Origin of the sequence: Pseudomonas sp. NGC7 (assembly GCF_047159675.1) — a bacterium.
In the GTDB taxonomy this organism is placed as follows: Bacteria; Pseudomonadota; Gammaproteobacteria; order Pseudomonadales; family Pseudomonadaceae; genus Aquipseudomonas; species Aquipseudomonas kermanshahensis.
In genome coordinates this window covers 4,919,994-4,939,677 of sequence record NZ_BAAFZY010000001.1, presented here as the reverse complement: position 1 = coordinate 4,939,677, position 19,684 = coordinate 4,919,994, and the positions used below count along the sequence as shown (strand labels likewise).

At 60.9% G+C, this 19,684-nt stretch carries 17 protein-coding genes; 5 read left to right on the top strand and 12 right to left on the bottom strand.

What is annotated here, in order from left to right; all coding sequences use genetic code 11:
* Window positions 1-64: 64 nt before the first annotated feature.
* The 9 genes from ACMCNM_RS22000 to dsbD form a co-directional block, all read right to left on the bottom strand.
* Window positions 65-766, bottom strand: a complete 702-nt coding sequence (locus ACMCNM_RS22000; protein WP_412765408.1) for an ATP-binding cassette domain-containing protein — start codon at window positions 764-766, stop codon at window positions 65-67.
* Entirely contained in the window at window positions 767-1,522 is a 756-nt protein-coding gene (locus ACMCNM_RS21995; RefSeq protein ID WP_412765407.1) for a hypothetical protein, read from the bottom strand.
* Complete coding sequence (locus ACMCNM_RS21990; RefSeq protein ID WP_412765406.1) at window positions 1,519-2,721, bottom strand: YcaO-like family protein; 1,203 nt, start codon at window positions 2,719-2,721, stop codon at window positions 1,519-1,521. Before ACMCNM_RS21990 ends, ACMCNM_RS21995 begins: the two co-directional genes overlap by 4 nt.
* A 3-nt stretch (window positions 2,722-2,724) precedes the next feature.
* The gene (locus ACMCNM_RS21985; RefSeq protein ID WP_412765405.1) at window positions 2,725-3,516 is read right to left on the bottom strand and encodes a SagB/ThcOx family dehydrogenase; all 792 of its coding nucleotides are present in this window, start codon (window positions 3,514-3,516) and stop codon (window positions 2,725-2,727) included.
* The gene (locus ACMCNM_RS21980) at window positions 3,513-4,088 is read right to left on the bottom strand and encodes an McbB family protein (RefSeq protein WP_412765953.1); all 576 of its coding nucleotides are present in this window, start codon (window positions 4,086-4,088) and stop codon (window positions 3,513-3,515) included. The genes ACMCNM_RS21985 and ACMCNM_RS21980 overlap by 4 nt, the downstream gene beginning before the upstream one ends.
* 28 nt (window positions 4,089-4,116) lie before the next feature.
* Window positions 4,117-4,380, bottom strand: coding sequence for a hypothetical protein (locus tag ACMCNM_RS21975; protein ID WP_412765404.1), 264 nt, complete (start codon window positions 4,378-4,380; stop codon window positions 4,117-4,119).
* A gap of 1,175 nt (window positions 4,381-5,555) precedes the next feature.
* Window positions 5,556-6,317 carry a thiol:disulfide interchange protein DsbG gene (dsbG, locus tag ACMCNM_RS21970; RefSeq protein ID WP_412765403.1) on the bottom strand — a complete coding sequence of 254 codons (762 nt, stop codon included), beginning with the start codon at window positions 6,315-6,317 and terminating at the stop codon, window positions 5,556-5,558.
* Window position 6,318: 1 nt separating this feature from the next.
* On the bottom strand, window positions 6,319-7,155 hold the full coding sequence (locus ACMCNM_RS21965; RefSeq protein WP_412765402.1) for a prolipoprotein diacylglyceryl transferase family protein: 837 nt from the start codon (window positions 7,153-7,155) through the stop codon (window positions 6,319-6,321).
* Window positions 7,155-8,867, bottom strand: coding sequence for a protein-disulfide reductase DsbD (gene dsbD / locus ACMCNM_RS21960; RefSeq protein ID WP_027592905.1), 1,713 nt, complete (start codon window positions 8,865-8,867; stop codon window positions 7,155-7,157). Before dsbD ends, ACMCNM_RS21965 begins: the two co-directional genes overlap by 1 nt.
* Window positions 8,868-9,032: 165 nt before the next feature.
* Between dsbD and ACMCNM_RS21955 the strand changes: the two genes are divergently transcribed.
* The 3 genes from ACMCNM_RS21955 (at window position 9,033) to ACMCNM_RS21945 (ending at window position 12,591) form a co-directional block, all read left to right on the top strand.
* Window positions 9,033-9,716: a response regulator transcription factor gene (locus ACMCNM_RS21955; RefSeq protein WP_027592904.1), complete on the top strand. Its 684-nt coding sequence runs from the start codon at window positions 9,033-9,035 to the stop codon at window positions 9,714-9,716.
* Window positions 9,713-11,035 carry an ATP-binding protein gene (locus tag ACMCNM_RS21950; RefSeq protein WP_186703934.1) on the top strand — a complete coding sequence of 441 codons (1,323 nt, stop codon included), beginning with the start codon at window positions 9,713-9,715 and terminating at the stop codon, window positions 11,033-11,035. The genes ACMCNM_RS21955 and ACMCNM_RS21950 overlap by 4 nt, the downstream gene beginning before the upstream one ends.
* Before the next feature lie 164 nt (window positions 11,036-11,199).
* Window positions 11,200-12,591, top strand: coding sequence for an aspartate aminotransferase family protein (locus tag ACMCNM_RS21945; RefSeq protein ID WP_027592902.1), 1,392 nt, complete (start codon window positions 11,200-11,202; stop codon window positions 12,589-12,591).
* 160 nt (window positions 12,592-12,751) lie between these two features.
* Here the strand turns inward: ACMCNM_RS21945 and ACMCNM_RS21940 are convergent, their stop codons facing one another.
* Window positions 12,752-13,873, bottom strand: a complete 1,122-nt coding sequence (locus ACMCNM_RS21940) for a cupin-like domain-containing protein (RefSeq protein ID WP_412765401.1) — start codon at window positions 13,871-13,873, stop codon at window positions 12,752-12,754.
* 140 nt (window positions 13,874-14,013) lie between these two features.
* Between ACMCNM_RS21940 and ACMCNM_RS21935 the strand changes: the two genes are divergently transcribed.
* Window positions 14,014-14,976: an alpha/beta hydrolase gene (locus ACMCNM_RS21935; RefSeq protein WP_412765400.1), complete on the top strand. Its 963-nt coding sequence runs from the start codon at window positions 14,014-14,016 to the stop codon at window positions 14,974-14,976.
* A 129-nt stretch (window positions 14,977-15,105) separates the two neighbouring features.
* On the opposite strand, the gene ACMCNM_RS21930 is transcribed toward ACMCNM_RS21935, so the two are convergent.
* Together ACMCNM_RS21930 and pvdM are read right to left on the bottom strand one after the other, a co-directional pair.
* The gene (locus ACMCNM_RS21930; protein ID WP_412765399.1) at window positions 15,106-16,395 is read right to left on the bottom strand and encodes an aminotransferase class V-fold PLP-dependent enzyme; all 1,290 of its coding nucleotides are present in this window, start codon (window positions 16,393-16,395) and stop codon (window positions 15,106-15,108) included.
* A gap of 16 nt (window positions 16,396-16,411) precedes the next feature.
* Window positions 16,412-17,758: a pyoverdine-tailoring dipeptidase-like protein PvdM gene (gene pvdM, locus ACMCNM_RS21925; RefSeq protein WP_412765398.1), complete on the bottom strand. Its 1,347-nt coding sequence runs from the start codon at window positions 17,756-17,758 to the stop codon at window positions 16,412-16,414.
* 198 nt (window positions 17,759-17,956) lie between these two features.
* On the opposite strand from pvdM, the gene ACMCNM_RS21920 reads away from it, so the two are divergent.
* Complete coding sequence (locus ACMCNM_RS21920) at window positions 17,957-19,582, top strand: twin-arginine translocation signal domain-containing protein (RefSeq protein ID WP_186682520.1); 1,626 nt, start codon at window positions 17,957-17,959, stop codon at window positions 19,580-19,582.
* Window positions 19,583-19,684: the final 102 nt, after the last annotated feature.

Genomic DNA, 19,684 nt, shown 5'->3' with positions numbered 1-19,684 from the left:
GTTGAGGGGCGCTTTGCGCCCCTTCGCGGGCATGCCAAGTCTCCCCACCCAGCAACCTCAGCTACTACATCGCGGCATTGATAAACGCCTCATCGAGCGTGGCAGCGTTGTGGCGATTCAAAAATTGATCGCCATTGTCGAAGGCTTCGAGCCGGTGATGGGCAAGCATGTAAAAACGGTGGCAGTTTTCTGAGATTTCTTGAGTGTAGTGTGAGGAAACCAGCACACTTGCGCCTTCCTCGCAGGCGTGCTTGATGCCGAGCCAAATATAATGTCGGAACTCAGGGTCCACCCCTGCAGTGGGCTCGTCGAGGATGATCAAGTCACTGCCCATCAGCAGAAGCGTCAGCGTGAAAAAACTGCGAATCTCACCATAGCTGCACGTGGCGGCTTTCTTTTCCGATATATCCGCATAGCGTTTGGACAATGAGGGTGACCAGTGGGCTAGGCGGGAAAAAACTTCGCGCTGGCTGAGCGCATGGTTTGAATTTAGGCAACTGATGATGCTGAAAATCTCACGCATACGAAGTAAAGGAGGTGGTGTCAGGATCTGCGTCAAGTAAACTTGGCGCTCGGCGCGGTTGATAATCGTCCCGAGGCTGGGTTTTCTCATTTTACAGATCAGATCAAATAGTGTTGTTTTTCCGGCACCATTAATGCCGAGGACGCCAACGAGTTCGCCTTTTTTTACCGTGAGTGATAAGTTCTCCATGAGTGTCTTGCGGTTGTGTTGGTATTTTAAGTTATCGATAGATAATAGGTTCATTTAATATCTGCTCCAGACAGGCTGGGTTCTGAAGAATCTTCCCGTGAGGTAGATGCCAAGCGTTGAGGCGCTAAACGCTGAGAGAAAACTGATAGGCAGTGAGACGTCGCCCAGGAAGATTTGGGTGCTTAAATACAATGGGCTGAGCAGTGTCACTGCGTGAGGAGTGCTGTGTTGAGCTGCACCTAAATAGCCGGAAAGCAGCATGAGAAATGACATGAGCGAGAATAGGGTGCTGGCAGTGCTGAATTTAATCGGCAGTGCAATGATCACCAGGCCAATGCAGGTAAACATAAGATAGCTGGTATAGAAACATGCTGTAAGGTAAAAGAACTCGTTGGCCGAATAAGGACCGTACAAGGGTTTGGCGACGATGTAGAAAAGCGAGGAGTAGACGAAGCTGAGTAATGAATAGCTTAGGGTGTGTGAGGCGAGGAAGAGCCTGATTGCGTTCCGTTGATAAATAAAGGATCGGAGAAACCCGCTTTCCCTTCTTCCTATTAAGTAAAAACTGAATCCAAAAAAGGCGACGCTTGCAGAAATATATGAGTAAAACCACGCGGCTGAGGCTAGAAAGTTTTCTTCTAAAGCGGGGAGTGCTCGGTTGTTTTGAGTTGCGAAAATGAACATCACCGATGGTGCAATAGCTGTCCATAGAAGTGCAGTGGGTTCTCTCAGGTTTTCGAGGGTGAGGGTTTTTGTAAGCTTAAATATACTTGCCGCAGTGGAAGTAATGTGCTGGGCTGAGTGGGTCATGGGAAGGGTACCATTTCTATTAGACGATTTTTAATAATTTGATCAAGGAAGGGGGCGGAGTAGGTGTTCTCAAGATTGAAGTTGCTGGCATTGTTCATGTGGAGGAATAGTTTGGGTGAAAGGTACTTGCAAAAGTAGAGGGTCGGCCCTTTTGTTGGTAGTGAGGCTAAATAAAAATAGCCATTGATTTCGAGGCGGCGTACAGCAGGGAGCAAGCTGCTAAGGCTCAGGGTGTCGGGTTGTATTTTGTGATGTTGGAGAGCTGCCAGTTTGGTGGGGGAAGAGGTCTTGCCAAATGTCTCATATCGATTGCACTCTAGAAAGTGCTTGATGTAAGGGTCTAAGGTTTCAGTCTTGCCGATGTTTGCCTGGTCGAATGACAGCATGAAGCGAAAGGTCTGCCATAATTCAACAATCGACTTTTCGAGTGCTTTGTCTAGCGATTCCGCATACGCCATGCCAGCGCAATATTTGACTTTAGCGTTGTCATTTTGATTTCCGTAAGACAGAAAAATGCAGCTACCGGGGAAGCGCTTATCAGTTAGATCGAGTACGCAGATTTCCCCCGTTTTACACAGCTCCTTAAAAAGCGACAAACAAGAGCGCCCAAGAAGCATGGCGCAGGATTCGTCATGTCCGATTTTCTCAGTGCAGGTGTTGGTTAACCAGAATCGGAGCAGAAACTGGCGTTCCATAGCCTCTTTAAGAGCGCCAAGAAGTGCGCGCTCTACACTAATATGTGCGCTGCAGCCGCAGGTGTCCCTCATGGGGTAAAAGTGATTGTCGATGGGATTTAGGCACGCTGATATTGAGATGCATGCGGTCGGTACTTTGCAGCGTGTAAAGTCAACGATCCTATAAACATTTGTACGATCAAAGACATGTGAAGCCAAGTCTGCCCTCGTTCGGTGGTTTTTTGTCTGGGAGAATGCTTTGATAAAATCGTCGTATTCTTGAGATGTCAATCCGTCATCGAGCGTACCAGTGTCGTGCACCGGTACGTCCAAATAGAAATGCTTGCGTTCGAAATGCTCACCTAAGGCGCTTGATGCTATGTCAGTGGTCCAGCCGCTGCTGGAGCCGAATGTTTGCCAGCGGCTACCGCATTCGATGCTGTGCGGGAAGTGGAGGGTCGCGCTGGGTCGGAGTAATTTAAAATCAGCAAAGGTAGGGTTGTGGATCTCGTTATACGTATTCATGGGTCAACCAATTAGTTGGATGCATGCAGGTAAAAAGAGGGTGGGATTTAAGTTTAAGTACTTTGATACTTGATGGTCGGTGAAGCCTGACCAAGGCCTACTGCCAAGCTTTAGCTCCTTACAACGCAGATCTGTGAGCATGTACATTGAACCCACCTCCATGAGCGCTAAGCGATACCCTCTGTAGCGATACTTGAACAGCGCCTTGGGTAAGTAAATGAAGTAAATCAGCGCCAGCGAGGGCGAGCCCATGTCGGCAGTCATCGGTAGAATTGCACGCGCGAGTGGCTTTGAATTGAGGTCGGGTGTATGCACTTCAAAGGATCTTGATGAGGGAAGTAAGTGCAGTGCGCTCTGCTCGGATGGCCATTGTTGAATGGTGTTATTTAAATTGATGCAAAAAACCTCAATAGGGTAAAGTGCTCCGCCACTTGGGTAGCCTCGCTTGCCCGTGGTACTGTCCTTTTCAAGTAAGGGCGCGAGGAGTGTTCGGACAGTATCAAAGTGGAATGGGCGTTCATTAAATCGTTCGCAGGAGCTGTTTCTCTTCAGAGGATGGGACGAGGGGAGTCCTGTAAGTTCGATATTTCCTTGTCCGTTTTCGCAGGCGAGGATATTGAGCTGAAGTTCATTGCCGGTCAGTTTTTCTAGCGCGCTGGGTGGTAGTTGATGGAGGGTGCTCAAGTGGTGGGTGGTCTTGTGGATTACGTAATTGCCTTTGGCGTGGAATGCTAAGGTTTCATCCAGTACGCTGGGGGAGGTGTATTTCAGGTAGTGGTCGTGGGTAATACTCATGGTTTGTCTCCTAGGCATTGGCAGAGTGGCCAGTGAATGCTGCAGTCCTCAGTGTATGTGCCGTTGTCCAAGTTAAGGGTTCTTGAGAGTAATGTTTGATCTTGCGTGATCTTGGATTTAGGGGCCTGCGTCAGTTTGTTTGCGAAGGAAATGATGGCTCCGAGAATTAAGGTGTTTTGAAACTCGTCAGTCTCTGTTCTGGGAAGGTCAAGATTGTTAGCGCAACAGAACGTCAAAATTTTGCTCCAGTAGTGCTGGCTGGTCCTTTTTGACTCGTAATGAGCGATACGATCGAGCGTACAGTAGGCGCAAGGATTCCCAATCGTTGGTATGTGAGGCTCGGTCAAGTGGAAATGATTTCCACTGACAAAGCCAACGCTAATTGCGCATTCTGGATTCTGTTTTAGTAGTTCGGTATAGGTGTTTCTAAGCGATTGAGGGCAAAGTTTTAAGCAGGCGAGCACGTATAAGGTGGGTGAGTCCGAATGAGGTAGGTCGTTGGTTGGGAGATCTTTAAGTTGTATATTTCTTTCGTTTGTTTTCTCCAGGTGGAGCCTCAGGTTATCTGATATGTTTAGGTCGTGATATATTATTGTGTTTTTAATGTGGGGGTGTTTCTGCTTTTTCGCTAATAATTAGTAGCGATTTCAGGAATTGAATGGCGGTGTCGGGATGAAGGTTTTCATCGCGAAGTAGTTGTTGTAATGCGTCGTAGTGAATGTATTTTGATCGAATTTTTTCGATACGTTTCAGCGCATTTGTAATGTTAGGTTCAGTGATTTTCGTAAAGCCCGTGGCAGAGAAGACCATAGGCTCAGTGTCAAAGTTGAGGATTTCGTAGTTGTAAATTCTCAGCGTATTCATAGTTGTCGCCTGGGCAGGGGCGGGCGCTCTCGATAAATCATCAAGAGTGCCGCCTTTTAGTTAGTGGCTAGCGTTCTCGCTATTGTCTGCCGCGTTGCCGCCGCTACCTCCTGAACCACCGCTGCCACCACTACATCCACCGCCACCTCCACAACCGCCACTACCGCCACACCCGCCGGCACCCCCTGAACCACCGAAAAATGTCGCTTCCATTTCGCAGTTTGCATCAGGAGCTAGTTCCAACAGGTTGATGCCGTATTGAATTTCCATTGATATATCCTCGATTGTTTTTGTTGTCGCCCCGATTGCCAGGGCACGTAGAGGATTAGATTTGGATTTGCATAATGTCAATGGTTTGTGGGTTTTAGGGTCGCAGGCGCTGTTGCCTGCTTTGTTTGCCAGAATAGCTTTGTGTAAGAGTGTTCTTTAAGGATATTCCTGCAAAGGGTTAGCGTTGCAGTTATTTGGTTTTCGTTTCTCGAATCATAGTCGGAATTTTCTGATTCCTGTGTCTGATGGTTCTGATCGCAATTAAGGATGTTTCCTAGATTGGTTTGATTTTTATATTTTGGCACTGGTGTTGCTAGCTCTGTGTTCAGTTGCGAATGAGTAAGTTGTAGTGTTTCATTGTATTTCCATGTGGTTCATTAGCTGTTTTCAACTATGCAAGCTGACGCACGAAAGAGAAGTAGTACTTAAATCGAAAGGGCTTATGTGCATGAAGTAGGTATGGGTAATGCTCTTCGATCATGGCGGGCACGGCGCCGGAACTGGCGGTGTATGTGGAGGGGTTGCAGAGGCGTGTGCTGGATGACGACAAGGTTGACCGGCTGAGTGACCTGATGGCGTAGCTTGAGGGGCTGTAGGGCGAAGGGGCTTCTCGGGGCTTTAGGGTAAGCCGAGAGTTTTGCGGGGCGGCGGACATCGAGCGCCGCCCGCGCGGCGCATCGCGAGCAACGCTCGCTCCTACGTTTGTCTCGGGCCAGTCACGCCTGTGACATGCGCGCGCGACCGCCTTGTTGATTCGACTCTATATTGAGGCGGGCACTAAAGGGGCCGCTCACGTTTCCCCCAGGAATAACTGGCCCGAAACAAACGTAGGAGCGAGCGTTGCTCGCGATGCGCTGCGCGGGCGGCGCTCGATCTACGCCCCAACCTAGAACCTGCGGGGTGAACTAGCGCTTACCCAAAATCTTCCCAAGCAGCTCCGGCCGCGGCGCCCCTTGTTGGCTCTGCAAGTTACCCTGCTCATCCTGATAGAAAATCGCCGGGGTCGCCTGCAGCCCCATTTCTTCCATCAACGCCATGTTCGCCGCCAGCTTCTGCTGCACGGCCTCTGGCACCTTCTCCAGCGGCTTGAGCGTACTGGCCTTGCCGGCCTTCTCGTGCTCTGCCAAAGCCTTGGCCGGGTCTTTTGCCGCCAGCAATGCCGCCGACTTGGCGGGGCTGTCTTCGCGAATGATGCCAACCATGATGTGGCGCAGCTGCACCTTGCCCGACTCGACCCACGGCCGCGCCTGTTCCCAGAACATGTTGCAGTACGGGCAGTTGGGGTCGCTGAACAGGTACACCTTGCGCGGCGCGTCGGCCTTGCCGTCGGCGATCCAGGCGGTTTTCTCCATCTTCGCCCAGATTTCCTTGCTCATCGGCCCATACACCAGCTTGTCCAGCGGTGCGGCGCTGAGGTCTTGGCCTTGTTCGTCGAACAGGCTGCCGACCAGCACATGCTTGCCATCAGGCGTCAGGTACAGGGCGATGCCGTTGTTCTGGTATTCGGCGGCATAGCCGCGCAGGCCGTCGGGGGCGTCGAAGCTGCCCTTTATCACGGCGCCCTTGGCTTGCAGTTGCTGGATCGCCTTGGGCAGCGCGTCATCGGCGTGCAAGGGCGTGGCGGCCAGCAGGGCCAGGGACAGGGGCAGTAGTGCAGTCAATCGCATGTCAGTTTCCTTGTACGGCAGGGGTGGGCGCGGTCGCCCGGTCGAAAGGTTCCAAGGCATGGCGCAGGCTGGCCCGGGACAGCTCGCCAAGGTGGCTGCCGATCAGCCGCCCATCACTGTCGTAGAACAGCGTGGTGGGCAGGGCCATCGAGCCGACGCGCTGGGCCAGTTGCCCGGCGCCGTCGAACAGCACGTGGGTCAGGCTCAAGCCAGTGGTGGCGAGGAAGGTGCTGACGTTCTCGGGTGTTTCACCTTGGTTGACGAACAAGAAAGTCACGTGGGGATAGTCGCCCTGGGCCTGTTGCAGCACCGGCATTTCACGCCGGCACGGCGGGCACCAGGTGGCCCAGATGTTGATGACCAGTGGCTTGCCGCGGTAGCTGTGCAACGCCACGGGCTGCCCGCCAGCGTTGCGCAGGCTCAACTCAGGCAGCTCGGTGCCTTTGCTGTACAGGTGGCTGCCCAGGCTGCTCAGGCCCCAGAACAGCGCGCCGCTGAACAATGCCCAGCCCAGCGGGCGGCGCAGGCCTGGTTGACGCCAGCCTTGCCATAGCGCGGCCAGCACGATGCCGGCAAGGCCAGACCAGAACAGGAAGCCGCCGTCGCGGATGTCGATGACTTGCACCAGGTCATCCTGGTACATCGGCCAGTAAGCCACGACGAAGCCCAGCCGCGCGCACAGCACCCCGATCAGAAACAGGTTGAACAGGGCCGACTCCGGGCTTTCGCCACCGCGTCGGGCGACCCACCAGCCGACCACGCTGGCGATCACCAGGGCGGTGAGCATCAGCAGGTGGTTGAGGGCCATGGTCAGTGGCCCGAGGGTTACGGTCAGCATCAGCCTTGACTCCTGGTCTGGGTCCAGTGTTGCAGGAACGCGGCGGCATCCACTTCACCGGTGATGCGCCGCGCGCGGCGTTCGTCGCCTTCCGGGCCGACCCAGATGATGCTGGGCGGGCCGGGGACCTGGTAGCGTTGCAACAATGCCTTGCTCGCCGGGGTATCGGCGGTCACGTCGAGGCGCAGCAGGTGCACGCCGGCCAGGCTGGCTTGCACGTCGGCGCGGGTGAAGACGTTTTTTTCCATGACCTTGCACGACACGCACCAGTCGGCATAGTAGTCGACCATCACCCACTGGCCACGGGCTTTGGCAGCCGCAAGCTCGCGTTGCAGGTCCTCGGGGCGGTTGACGGTGACGAAGGCATCCTCGGCGTGCTGCCCGGCCGCAGGCGCGGCACCCCCCGCGAACGGTCGCAGGGGTTGCCAGAGGTCATCCCCCCCGGCGGCCGCGCCGACCAGCAACAGGGCACCCCAGAGCGCGCCCAGCAACGGCACCGCGCGCAGTGCCGGCAACCGCTGCAGGGCCGGCCACGCGGCCCAGGCGAGGGCGATCAGCCAGGCGCCGCTCAGGGCCAGCAGCAGGCTGTCTGGCAGCAGGCTGCGCACGGTATACAGGGCCATGGCCAGGAACACGAAGCCGAACACGCCCTTGATCCGATTCATCCACGCGCCGGGGCGTGGCAGGTAGCGATTGCCCAGGGTCACCAGCAACAGCAGCGGCACGCCCATGCCCAGGCCCAGGCTGAACAGCACCAGCGCACCCTGCAGCACGTCACCGCTCTGGGCGATATACAGCAGCGCGCCAGCCAGCGGTGCGGTCATGCACGGGCCGAGCAGCAAGCCGGAAAGCGCCCCGAGCAACGCCGCGCCGTACAGGTTGCCGCCACGGGTGCCTTGGCCGGCACGGTCGAGGCGATCGCGCAAGGCAGCGGGCAACTGCAGCTCGAAAGCGCCGAACATCGGCAGCGCCAGCAACACGAACAGTACCGCCAGGCTGCCCAGCAGCCAGGGTTGCTGCAACCAGGCCTGCAGGCTGGCGCCGAGCAGCGCGGCCACCACCCCCAGGGCTGCGTACACCAAGGCCATGCTCAGCACGTAGACCCCGGCCAGCAGCCAGCCGCGCCGGGCGCTGGCGCCATTGCCCAGCACCAGCCCGGCAAGGATCGGCAGCATCGGCAGCGAGCAGGGGGTAAAGGCCAGCAGCAAGCCGAGGCCAAAGAAGGCCAGCAGGCCCCAGGCCAGGTTGCCCTGTTGCAGGTTGCTGGCCAGGGCCTGGTCGCTGGCCTGATCGGCGGCGGGGGCCACGCTGCCGCCCAGGTCGATGGCGGTGGTCTGCGGCGGGTAGCACAGGCCGGCGTCGGCACAGCCTTGCCAGCCCAGGCGTAGCTGGCCTTGCGCACTGGCCGGGATCAGCAGTTCGAGCTGGTCGCGGTACACCGCGCTGTCGCCGAAAAATTCGTCATGGTGGTTGAGCGCGGGGGGCAGCTGTGGCTGCTGCTCGGGGCTCAGGCCGTCGAACTTCAGGCGCTTCTGGTACAGGTAGTAGCCTTGCTTGATCTGGAAGAACAGGCGCATCTGGCCGTCGGGTTGGCGGTCGTGGCTCAGGACAAAGGCCTGGTCGACCGGCAGGAAGTCGGATTTGACCTCGAACGGGTTGGCTTGCAGGGGGCCGGCCAGCAGGAGGGCCAGGAACAGAAAGAGGGCGCGCATGTCTTCGCCTTGGCTATACGATGAAGTGGGCCATGCTGGCCTGGGTCGATTAACCCAAGGTTAACCCGGTCCTACATCCCCCCTAAACGCACGCTCAAGGTCCATAATCCCCACTTAATCCACCCGTGGTGCAGTATCTGCCTCACTTACCCCGGAGCCCCCACCATGCACGTTCTGCTCTGCGAGGACGATGATCTGATCGCCAGCGGCATCTGCGCCGGCCTCACCGCCCAGGGCCTGACCGTGGACCGGGTAGCCAATGCCGCAGGTGCGCGGGCGATGCTCCAGGCCGCGCAGTTCGATGTGATGATCCTCGACCTCGGCCTGCCCGACGAGGATGGCCTGAAGCTGTTGCGGCGCTTGCGTCAGCAGGGCGAGACCCTGCCTGTGCTGGTGCTCACCGCCCGCGATGCGGTCACCGACCGGGTCGATGGCTTGCAAGCCGGTGCCGACGACTACCTGCTCAAGCCGTTCGACCTGCGCGAGCTGGCAGCGCGCCTGCACACCCTGCTGCGCCGGGTGGCCGGGCGCGCGGTGAATGTCATCGAGCATGGGCCGCTGCGTTACGACCCTAGCAGCTGCGAAGCCTTCCTGGCCGGGCAGCCGGTCGATCTGTCCCGTCGTGAGCAGGCGCTGCTCCAGGCATTGCTGCAGAACCCTGGGCGGGTGCTGTCCAGCGAGCAGTTGAAGGACTGCGTGTACGGCTTCAGCGACGAGGTCGAAAGCAACGCCCTCAACGTGCATATCCACCACCTGCGCCGCAAGCTTGGCAATGGTATCGTCGAGACCGTGCGCGGCCTGGGCTACCGACTTGGCCCGGCGCAAGCACCGGAAGAGGCTGCTTCATGAGCCTGCGGGTACGCCTGAGCCTGATCCTGGGCAGCGCCTTCGTGATTATCTGGGTACTGGCTGCCGCGTGGATGCTGCGCGACTTGCGCCAGCAGATGATGTTCTCCCTCGACCAGCGCCTCGTGGCTTCGGCACGCATGGTGGCCGGGTTGATCGACCAGTTGCCGCAGCCGCTGGCGGCCAAGGGCGAGGACGCGCATTTTTCCGCCGACCAGTTCAGCGTGCCGGATGGCATGGCGTGCCAGGTAAGCTCGCTGCGCGGCGAGATCCTGGCCAGCAACCACAAGCATGATGGCGCCATGGATGACCAGCGCAGCGGCTTCCGGGACCAGACCATCGACGGGGCGTTGTGGCGTACGTTCACCTATAACCACGGCGATGTGCGCATCACCACCGCCGACCGCCACATGGAGCGCGAGGCCCTCAACCAGTCGATCCTGCTGGCCGCCTCGGCGCCGGTGCTGATGGCATTGCTCGGCAGCCTCGGCCTGTTGTGGATCGGCTTGGGCAAGGGCCTGGAGCCGCTCAACCGGATGCGCGACGCCTTGCGTCGAAGGCGCGCCGACAGCGTCGAGCCCCTGCAGGTGTCGGGCCTGCCCAGCGAGCTGCAGCCGCTGTTGGACACGCAGAACCAGTTGTTCCTGCGGATCGCCCAGACCATCGAGCGCGAACGGCGCCTGACCGATGACGCCGCCCACGAGCTGCGCAGCCCGCTGACGGCGATCAAGACTCACCTGCAGGTAGCGCGGATGACCGACGGCGCGGTGCGTGAACAGGCATTGGAGCATGCCGAGCAAGGTACCGACCGCATGCACCGCACGCTTGAGCAACTGCTGATGCTGGCGCGTGTGGAAGGCAGTCTGTCGTTCGAGGATGGCGTGCAGTGCAGCGCCGAGCAGGTCGCCCGCCAGGCGGTGCAGGATGCCGGCGGTGGCGATAACCGTCGCATCGTATTGCGCCTGCCCGAGGAGGCCACGCAAATCTACCTAGGCATGCCCGCGCCGCTGGCAGTTGCGGCCTTGCGCAACCTGCTGGACAACGCCCTGCGCCATGGTGGCGAAAGCGCGGTGGAGCTGGAGGTGCAGATGACTGACGGCCAGGTGGGGTTCATGGTGCGCGACCACGGGCCCGGCATTGCCGAAGCGGACCTGCAGCACCTGACCGAGCGTTTCTGGCGCAACGGCCAGAGTGGCGGGTGTGGCTTGGGCTTGGCGATCGTCCAGGCAATCGTCCAGCGCTGTGCCGGCAGCCTGCGTTTCGACAGCCGTAGCGATGGCTTGCGGGTGCTGTTGCAGGTACCGGCGCGTTCGGAGCGTTGATCTGCTGGCCTGGGCCGGCCTATTGGCCGGCCCAGGCTGTAAAAATCCCACAACAACCGCTAAATCCTCCTTGCGCTGAAGCGTTCTCCAAGCGACAACTACCCGCACACATCTGCTTACAGGGGCGTGGCGGGGCACTTTCGCTTGCTTGCGAGGATCTACCCATGTCGACCGCTTCCAGCTTTGCCCAGGTCTTGCCGGCCAGTGCGCCGCAACCCCTGTACGCGTTCACCGATTCGCCCTTGCTGCAACGCCAGCAGCAACAGGAATCCAACGCCCGCAGCTACCCGCGGCGCATCCCGTTGGCGCTCAAGCGCGCCCGTGGCATCCATGTCGAAGATGTCGAAGGCCGTCAGTTCATCGACTGCCTCGCCGGTGCCGGCACCTTGGCCCTGGGCCATAACCACCCGGTGGTGATCGAGGCGATCCAGCGTGTACTGGCCGACGAACTGCCGCTGCACACCCTCGACCTGACCACGCCGGTCAAGGACCGCTTTGTTCAGGACCTGTTCGGCGTGCTGCCCGAGGCGCTGCGCCGGGAAGCCAAGGTGCAGTTCTGCGGCCCGACCGGGACCGATGCCGTTGAGGCGGCGCTGAAACTGGTGCGCGGCGCCACGGGGCGCAGCACGGTGCTGGCCTTCCAAGGTGCCTACCATGGCATGAGCCAAGGTGCGCTGAGCCTGATGGGCAGCCACGGGCCCAAGCAGCCGTTGGGTGCCTTATTGGGCAACGGTGTGCAGTTCATGCCGTACCCGTACGACTACCGTTGCCCGTTCGGCCTGGGTGGCGAAGCGGGGGTGAAGGCTAACCTGCATTACCTGGAAAACCTGCTGCTCGACCCTGAAAGCGGTGTGCCGCTGCCGGCTGCAGTGATTCTAGAGGTGGTGCAGGGCGAAGGCGGGGTGATCCCGGCCGATATCGAGTGGCTCAAGGGCGTGCGGCGGATCACCGAGCAAGCGGGGGTGGCGCTGATCGTCGACGAGATCCAGAGCGGCTTCGCCCGCACCGGGCGGATGTTCGCCTTCGAGCATGCCGGTATCGTGCCGGACGTGGTGACCTTGTCCAAGGCAATTGGCGGCAGCCTGCCGCTGGCAGTGGTGGTGTACCGCGACTGGCTGGACACCTGGAAGCCGGGCGCCCATGCCGGCACCTTCCGTGGTAACCAGATGGCCATGGCCGCAGGTTCCGCAGTGATTAATTACCTGGTCGAACATCGCCTGGCCGAGCATGCCGAGGCCATGGGCCAGCGCCTGCGCCAGCATTTGCTTCACCTGCAGCGGGATTACCCGCAACTGGGTGATATCCGTGGGCGTGGGCTGATGCTTGGGGTGGAGCTGGTCGACCCGCAAGGTCAGCGCGATGCCCTAGGTCACCCTGTGGCCAACCGTGAGCTTGCGCCGAAGGTGCAGCGTGAGTGCCTCAAGCGTGGCCTGATCCTGGAGCTGGGTGGGCGCCATGGCGCGGTGGTGCGCTTCCTGCCGCCGTTGATCATCAGTGGCGAGCAGATCGACGACGTGGCGCAGCGGTTTGCCGAAGCCCTCAGGGCTGCTGTCTGATCATTTCCGGGGCCGCTCTGCGGCCCAATCGCCGGCAAGCCAGCTCCCACAGGTAACTGCGCAGGCTCAGACCTTTTGAGGGGGGCATGCGGGAGTCCTCTTGCAAGCGGTTTCTCAAGGAACGAGCCGACGCCACTGCAAATTAACCCCGCAGGTGCGGCTACCAGCCGCGCCCGGAATTCACCCAGAAGTTCACCGACAACGACGTGGACACCGACTGCACCTGGTGGAACCAGCCTTCAGGCAGGAACAATAGGTCACCGGCCTGCAGCACCACGCGCAGGAACGGCACGTCACGCGCTGCCGGGAAGCGCTGGTAGTCCGGTGCGTCGGGGTTGAAATCGCAGCCGTCCAGGCCGCCCTTGGGGCTGGTCGACCAGGTGCCCAGCGCCGCACGGTGGTGGGGCGCAGCCAGGATGAACGACTTCTGCCCCCACACCTGCGCGAACAGGTTGTCGGTGTCGTCGCGGTGCAGGGGCGTCAGGGTGCCCTTTGGGCCGATCCAGATGCGTGGCGAGATGAAGCGCTGGCGCTCGAAGTAGTCCGGAAAGCGGATCAGGGTCAGGAGTTTTTCCGGGACGATGTTGTTGCCCATGTAGGCCGGCGTTTCGCCAGGCTTGGCCGGGGTGTCCAGCGAGGCGATGAAATCGGCCATGGAGGTTGAGCGGAAGTCGCGGTCGGTAGAGAAGGTTTTCTTGACGTAGTCACCGTGCCGGGTAATGCCTTGCAGTTCGGCGAAATGCTCAAGTGACGCTTCGCGGCCCATGGTGAACAGTGGCCAGTCCTGCAGGGCATAGCTGAGCACCACGGGTATGCCGTGCGCCAGGTAGTCGCTTTGAAACCGTTGCAGGGGCATGTCTGCCCGGGCAATGCGCTGCACCTCGCGCTGCACCGGCAGCGCGGCCGAGACCCGCTCGCTGAGGCGTGGCGGCGTTGGGTAGCGCTGGTTCATCGCCACCTTGGTTGCTGCGGCGCCTTTGCGGGCGTTGTTGATGATTTGCGGCAGCAAGGTGGCCAGGCCCATGTTGCCGGTGATCTTCAGGCGTGCGCTGGCGAACAGCTCCTCGACGTTGGCCGTGCCGCCCATGATGCCGAGGAAGTCGCGCTCGGCCACCTCGATGGTGACATCCGGGGTGCTGTGCCGGCCTGCGCCGGTGCGGCTGGTGTCGCGCACTTCCGACCAGAAGGCACGGTCCGGGCCGAAGACGAACTGGAACACGCCTTCGATGCCGACGGCATGGGCGTTGGCGAACAGTTTGCTGAGGATGCTCTGAAGGTCCACGGTTAGCCTCTGATGGGATTTCGTTGTGCAGGGATAACGAGTGTGTCCGCCATCGATTTAGCGGCGCGTACAGCTAATTTTCGGTGCGCCTTCTACGTCCCGTAGGGACAGCAGTCATATTGTTCAAGCAAGGATCCGACATGGCATTGCACCCTGATTTGGCGGGATTTCTGGAGCTGGTCGAATTTGGCCGGTTGACGGGCAGAAGCCTGCCCATGCACGCGATGGACGTGGCCCAGGCCCGGGCCGAGTTCGAGGGCAGTTCGCAAGTGCTCGACCCAAGCCCGCCCGGCAGCGTGGCGGTGAGCGAGCTGCAGGTCCCGGCGCGCGATGGCGCCAGCCTGCCAGCGCGGCTGTACCGCACGGGTGACGCAGGCGATGCCTTGCAGCCAGTGATCTTCTACCTGCACGGTGGTGGCTATGTGGTAGGCAGCCTCGACTCGCATGACTCGGTGTGCCGCCGCCTGGCAGCCATGGGTGAGTTCGCGGTGCTGGCGCCGGACTACCGATTGGCGCCGGAGCAGCAGTTTCCGGTAGCGCTGCACGATGTGCTGGATGCCGCCAACTGGCTGGCCGAGCAGGCTGGGGCGTTGGGCTTGGACAACCGTCGGGTGGTGGTGGCCGGGGACAGCGTTGGTGCCAGCCTGGCCGCCGTGCTGGCCATCACGGCCGTCGAGCAGCCCGAAGCGCTGGCGTTCAAGCCGCTGGCGCAGTTGCTGTTCTACCCGGTGACAGACATTTCCTGCCAGCGCAACTCTCACCGCGAGCATGCCGAGGGGTACCTGCTGGAAACGCCTACCCTGGAGTGGTTCTACCAGCACTATGCGCCGCAGCCGGAGCAGCGTCTGGACTGGCGTGTGTCGCCCTTGCTGTCGACGGTGCGTGAGCCATTGGCGCCGGCGTACCTGTTCGTGGCCGAGTACGATCCGTTGCATGACGAAGGGCTTGCCTACCGTGACTGGCTGGTGGCGGGGGGTACCGAGGTGACGTTTGCCCGGGTCGAGGGGCTGACCCATGACTTCTTGCGCATGTCCGGGATCGTGGGGCAGGTGGGGGAGATTTATCAGGATGTGGGGGGCTGGCTGCAGAAGGTTGGGGGTTAGTTTGGGGGCACTGGGGCCGCTTTGCGGCCCTTTCGCGACGCAAGGCCGCTCCTACACGTCCAGCGCTATCCTCAGCCTGTAGGAGCGGCCTTGCGTCGCGAAAGGGGCGCAAAGCGCCCCCAGCATTCGTCACGAACTACGCACCCGCCGCCCCAGCACATCGACCAAGCGGTCGATCTCGGCCTCGGTGTTCAGCAGCCCAGGCGCGGTACGCACCACCGGCCCAGCATCACGTGACACGGCATCGACGACAATGCGCTGGCTGTTGAGATACCCGGCCACGTCATCCGCATCCTGGCCCTTGACCCTGAAAAAGGTAAACCCAGCCGAGTACTGGGCACTGCGCGGCGTCACCAGTTCGACCGCTTCAACCGCCTCAAGACGCTGCTTAAGGTAGTCATTGAGCCCATGAATACGCGCCTGGATGTTCGCCTTGCCGTGCTGCAGGTGCAGCTCGAAGGCCTTGCCCAGCGCCCAGCGGTGCTCAAAGGCATGGTAGCCGCCTGGGGTCATGATGGTGGCGAAGTCTTCATTCTCGGAAAACGTGGCAATGGTCGGGTTCAGCTGCTTGAGCTCGGTGGAGGCCGCGCAGATGATCCCGGTGCCACGTGGCCCGAACATCCACTTATGGGTGCCGGCGATGAAGTAGTCGCAGTTCAGGTCGGCAAAGTGTATGTCCTCGACGCCAAAGCCATGTACCCCGTCGATCACGTAAATAATGTGGTCCTTCTCGTCGCGCTGGCGATTGACCTCGCGCACCAGCGCGCCAATCTCGCCCACCGGCAGCTTCACACCGCTGCCGGAATGGACCCAGGTCATGCCCAGTACCCGCGTCTTGGCGCTGATGGCCGCAGCCAGGGTGCCGAGTACCTGGTCGGTGCTCACCTGTGACGGGTTCTCGAACAGGCGCAAGCGGCGCACCGGCGTGCCATCGCGTGCCGTGCGGAAACTCATCGTCTGGCGCGCCGCCGAATGCTCGTGCACGGTGGTGAGAATTTCCTGCCCAGGTGCAAGCTTCAGGCCGCCATAGATCAGGCCCAGGCCTTCCGTGGTGCTGCCGGTCAGGGCGATCTGTCGGGGGTTTACCTCAAGGTAGCGACCGGCCCATTCACGCACTGCGGCCTCGTGCTTCCACTCCGCCTGGCTGTCCCAGTCAACCCTGCGCGCGGGGTGGCGGTCGAAGCTCGCACGCAGGGCCTCGATGGCCTCGCGCACCGGCTTTGGGTGTGACGTGATCAGGAAGTTGGCGAAGTGCGCGTAGGCGGGGTCCAGGTCGAACAGGCCGCGAAAAGCGGCCCAGGCGTCGCTGCCAGCGGGTGGCAATGGCGCGGCCTGAGCGCCCGGCAACAACTGGCTGGCCAGGGGCAGGGCAGCGGCCAGCAGGCCTGCCTGCTTGAGGAAGGTACGGCGGTCGTTCATGAAGGCGCTCGCAGGGTTATCGGGACGAAGTGGTGGCGGGTTGCGCGGCGTGCTGCACCTGCTCCCATACCCGCAGGAAGTTGCCGCCCCAGAGCTTGGCGATATCGGCCTCGGAATAGCCCCGGGTGATCAGTTCGGCGGTGACGTTGCGCGCTTCGCTTGCGTCGTGCCAACCGTCGATGCCGCCGCCTTCATTGAAGTCCGAGCTCAGCCCCACATGGTCGATGCCGACCTTGCGCACCGTGTAGTCGATGGCGTCGCCGAAGTCCTTGAGCGTGGCCGGTGGCTCTTCGTCGAGGATGCCGTACAACGCGTTGGCGTACTGGCCCACCTTCTGCTCCGGCCAGCCGGCGATGACCGGGTCACCCGGCATCAGCGCGTAGTTGAGGTTGGCCAGCGGCGGCAAGTCGTAGCGGGCGCGCAGGGCGTTGAGTTTGTCCTGGGTTTTCACGCTCAGTGGCTTTAGGTAGGTGGAGAAGGCCACCAGTTGAATCACGCCGCCGCTGTCCTTGATCAGTTGCATTTCCTTGTCGGACAGGTTGCGGGCAATGTCGACCATGGCGCGTGGCGCAGAGTGCGACGCCACCACCGGCGCGCGGCTGAGGCTGACCGCCTGGGCCAGTGCCTTGCTCGACATCTGCGACACATCGATGATCACACCCAGGTCGTTAAGCCGCTGTACGGCGCGTTTGCCGACCGGCGAAAGGCCGTCCAAAGCATCGGCGGTGTCATTGAAGAACGGCAACGGGCGCGAAGAGTCGGCCCAGCTGTTGTTGCCCACGTAGCTGAAGCCGAACATGCGCACGCCGCGGGCGGCCCAGCGGTCGAGCTGGTCGATATCGTCGCCCAGGGCATAGGCATTGAGCATGCTGAGGAACACCGCGAACTTGCCTTCGCCGTGCAGGCGTCGCATGTCTTGCGGGGTGTAGGCGATACCGACCTGTTCGGGGAAGTCGCGGACCATGGCGTCGATAGCGTTGTAGCGCACCTCCTGAGTGTGGCGTGCGGCTTCGACGAAGCCTGCGGTCGGCCGGTGCGGGCCATCGTCGCCGGTCCACGATTCGGGCCAGGCGAAGATCGTCAGCGCGGCGCCAGACAGCCGCCCGCGGGCGGCCTTGGCCAGGTCGAAGCGGCCATTGCCATCCTTGTCGGCCTCGCTGCCCTCAGTGCCGAACGTCAGCGGCAGGGTGACATGGCTGTCGAACGAGATGATGCGTTCCTGCAGGTCGTTGGCCTGGCGCACCACCTCTCTGGAGTAGCCGGCCGGCGTGGTGAAGTAGTGCCAGGCGGCAAATCCGGCACCTGCGGTCACGGCCGCGGCCAGGCTGATAAACAGGGTTTTTTTCCAGCGTGGAGTCGTCATCTTGGTCTCAGTAGGTTCACCGTCGAGGGATGGGCACAGAGGCCGCCGCTACCTGGAGTGAACGAGCCCACCCTGTGGAAATTTACCCAGCCGTGGCGGCACCCCTGCGGCGGCATCGGTAAATTTCGCGGTGTGGACAACGTTCTAGCCTTGGACGGGCTGTGCTCCACGGCCGCAATAAATGCACAGGTAGTTGCAATGACGATTTCTCGACGCGGGTTCATCGCCGGAGTGGCATTGACGGGCGTGGTGGTGCCCGGCGCGTTGTATGTACAGCGCCAGCAGGCCGCCGAGGCGTTTCCGGAAACCCCCGGCGAGGCGGTCGTCGAACGGGCTGATACGCACCTTCAGCAGTTGGGTGACACCTTGCGCGGGATCTGGCGCTGGACCTTGCAAGGCAAGGACGCGGGCCTGCAAGGGTTGCCTGAAGGCGAGCTGGAGCTGTTCCTGGATGTTGCGCCCAGTGGGCGGGCGTTGCGCGGCTACTTGGATACCCCCGAGCGCCTACGCAGCGATGAACAACCGCGCTACCGTGTGGTGGGTGACCTGCTGGCAGACAAACCGGGCACTTTACGCTGGCGCTTGTTCTCGAACCGGCCAGGTGAGGTACAGGCCCGCTACGAATGCCATATCGTCATCGACGAGGTTTGGGGCCGCTTCGGCAATGCCGGGCCCGCGACCCTCAACGGGCGCATTGCGCCACTGGACCGAGCGTTGTCGTTGCCGGTGCAAGACAACCACTTTCTGGCGCTGAAACACACCTTCCCCGAGGCGCGCGAGCGCACGCCGTTAAGCCCGCAACTGCTGGCCTGGCTGATCACCCCGGAGCACCGATTGTTCCACCAGTTGTGGCATTCCTCGCGTGACAAATGGCACAAGCTGGACAAAGACAAACAAGCGGCCCTACGCGGCTTGGGCTGGCAGCCGGGGCCGCGTGATCGGGAGCGTGACGCGCGCGGCCGGCACAAGGACCGCAACGGCTCGGGTGAGGATTTCTTTTTCATGCACCGGCACATGCTTGGCAGTGCCCGCGCCTTGCAGGACCTGCCTTCATGGACGCGGTTTCCGCAGCCACAGCCGGAGCTTGAGCGCGACCGTGCCGGGTTCGCTCGCTATTGGGACAACCATGACGGCAACGCCTTGCCGCCCACCTGGTTGGCGAGTGGTGATGCGGAATACACCCAGTGGGTGCGCGACATCAAGCACCCGGATACCTACCATGGCAACTTCCAGGTCTGGGAATCGCGTTACAGCGACCCGGACTACCTGAGCACACTGACCCTGGGCCAGTTCGGTTCAGAGGTGGAACTGGGCCTGCATGACTGGCTGCACATGCGCTGGGCCTCGGTGCCGCGTGACCCGGCCAACGGCATGCCGGTGCCGACGGCGCGCACGCCTGACGACTTTGCAGCGCGTTGGTTCGCGGCCGAAAACGACTTTCTGGGTGACCCGTTTTCATCCCATGTAAACCCCGTGTTCTGGCACTTTCATGGCTGGATCGATGACCGCATCGAGGACTGGTTCCGCGCCCATGAGCGGGTTCACCCCGGCGAGGTGCGGCGCCTGGAAATCAATGGCGTGCCTTGGTTTGCGCCAGGGCGCTGGGTCGAAGTGGCAGACCCTTGGCTAGGGCCTGACACCCATGGTTGCTCGACGGTGCCGGGCTTGCGGCCGGGGCGCAGCGTCGAGATGGACCCGGAGACGATGAAGCTGGCTTTGCGCATCATCTACAGCGATGAAGACCTGTTCGACAAGTTGCGACCGAAGGTGCCCCAGCGGCCTTGGTATGCGCGCAATCTCAAGGTGGCGCAGCGGTCGCTTTGAGGGGGTGGGGATGGGATCGGGGTGTAGGGCGAGGGATTGTCGGCGGGTTTTAGATCGAGCGCCGCCCGCGCGGCGCATCGCGAGCAACGCTCGCTCCTACGT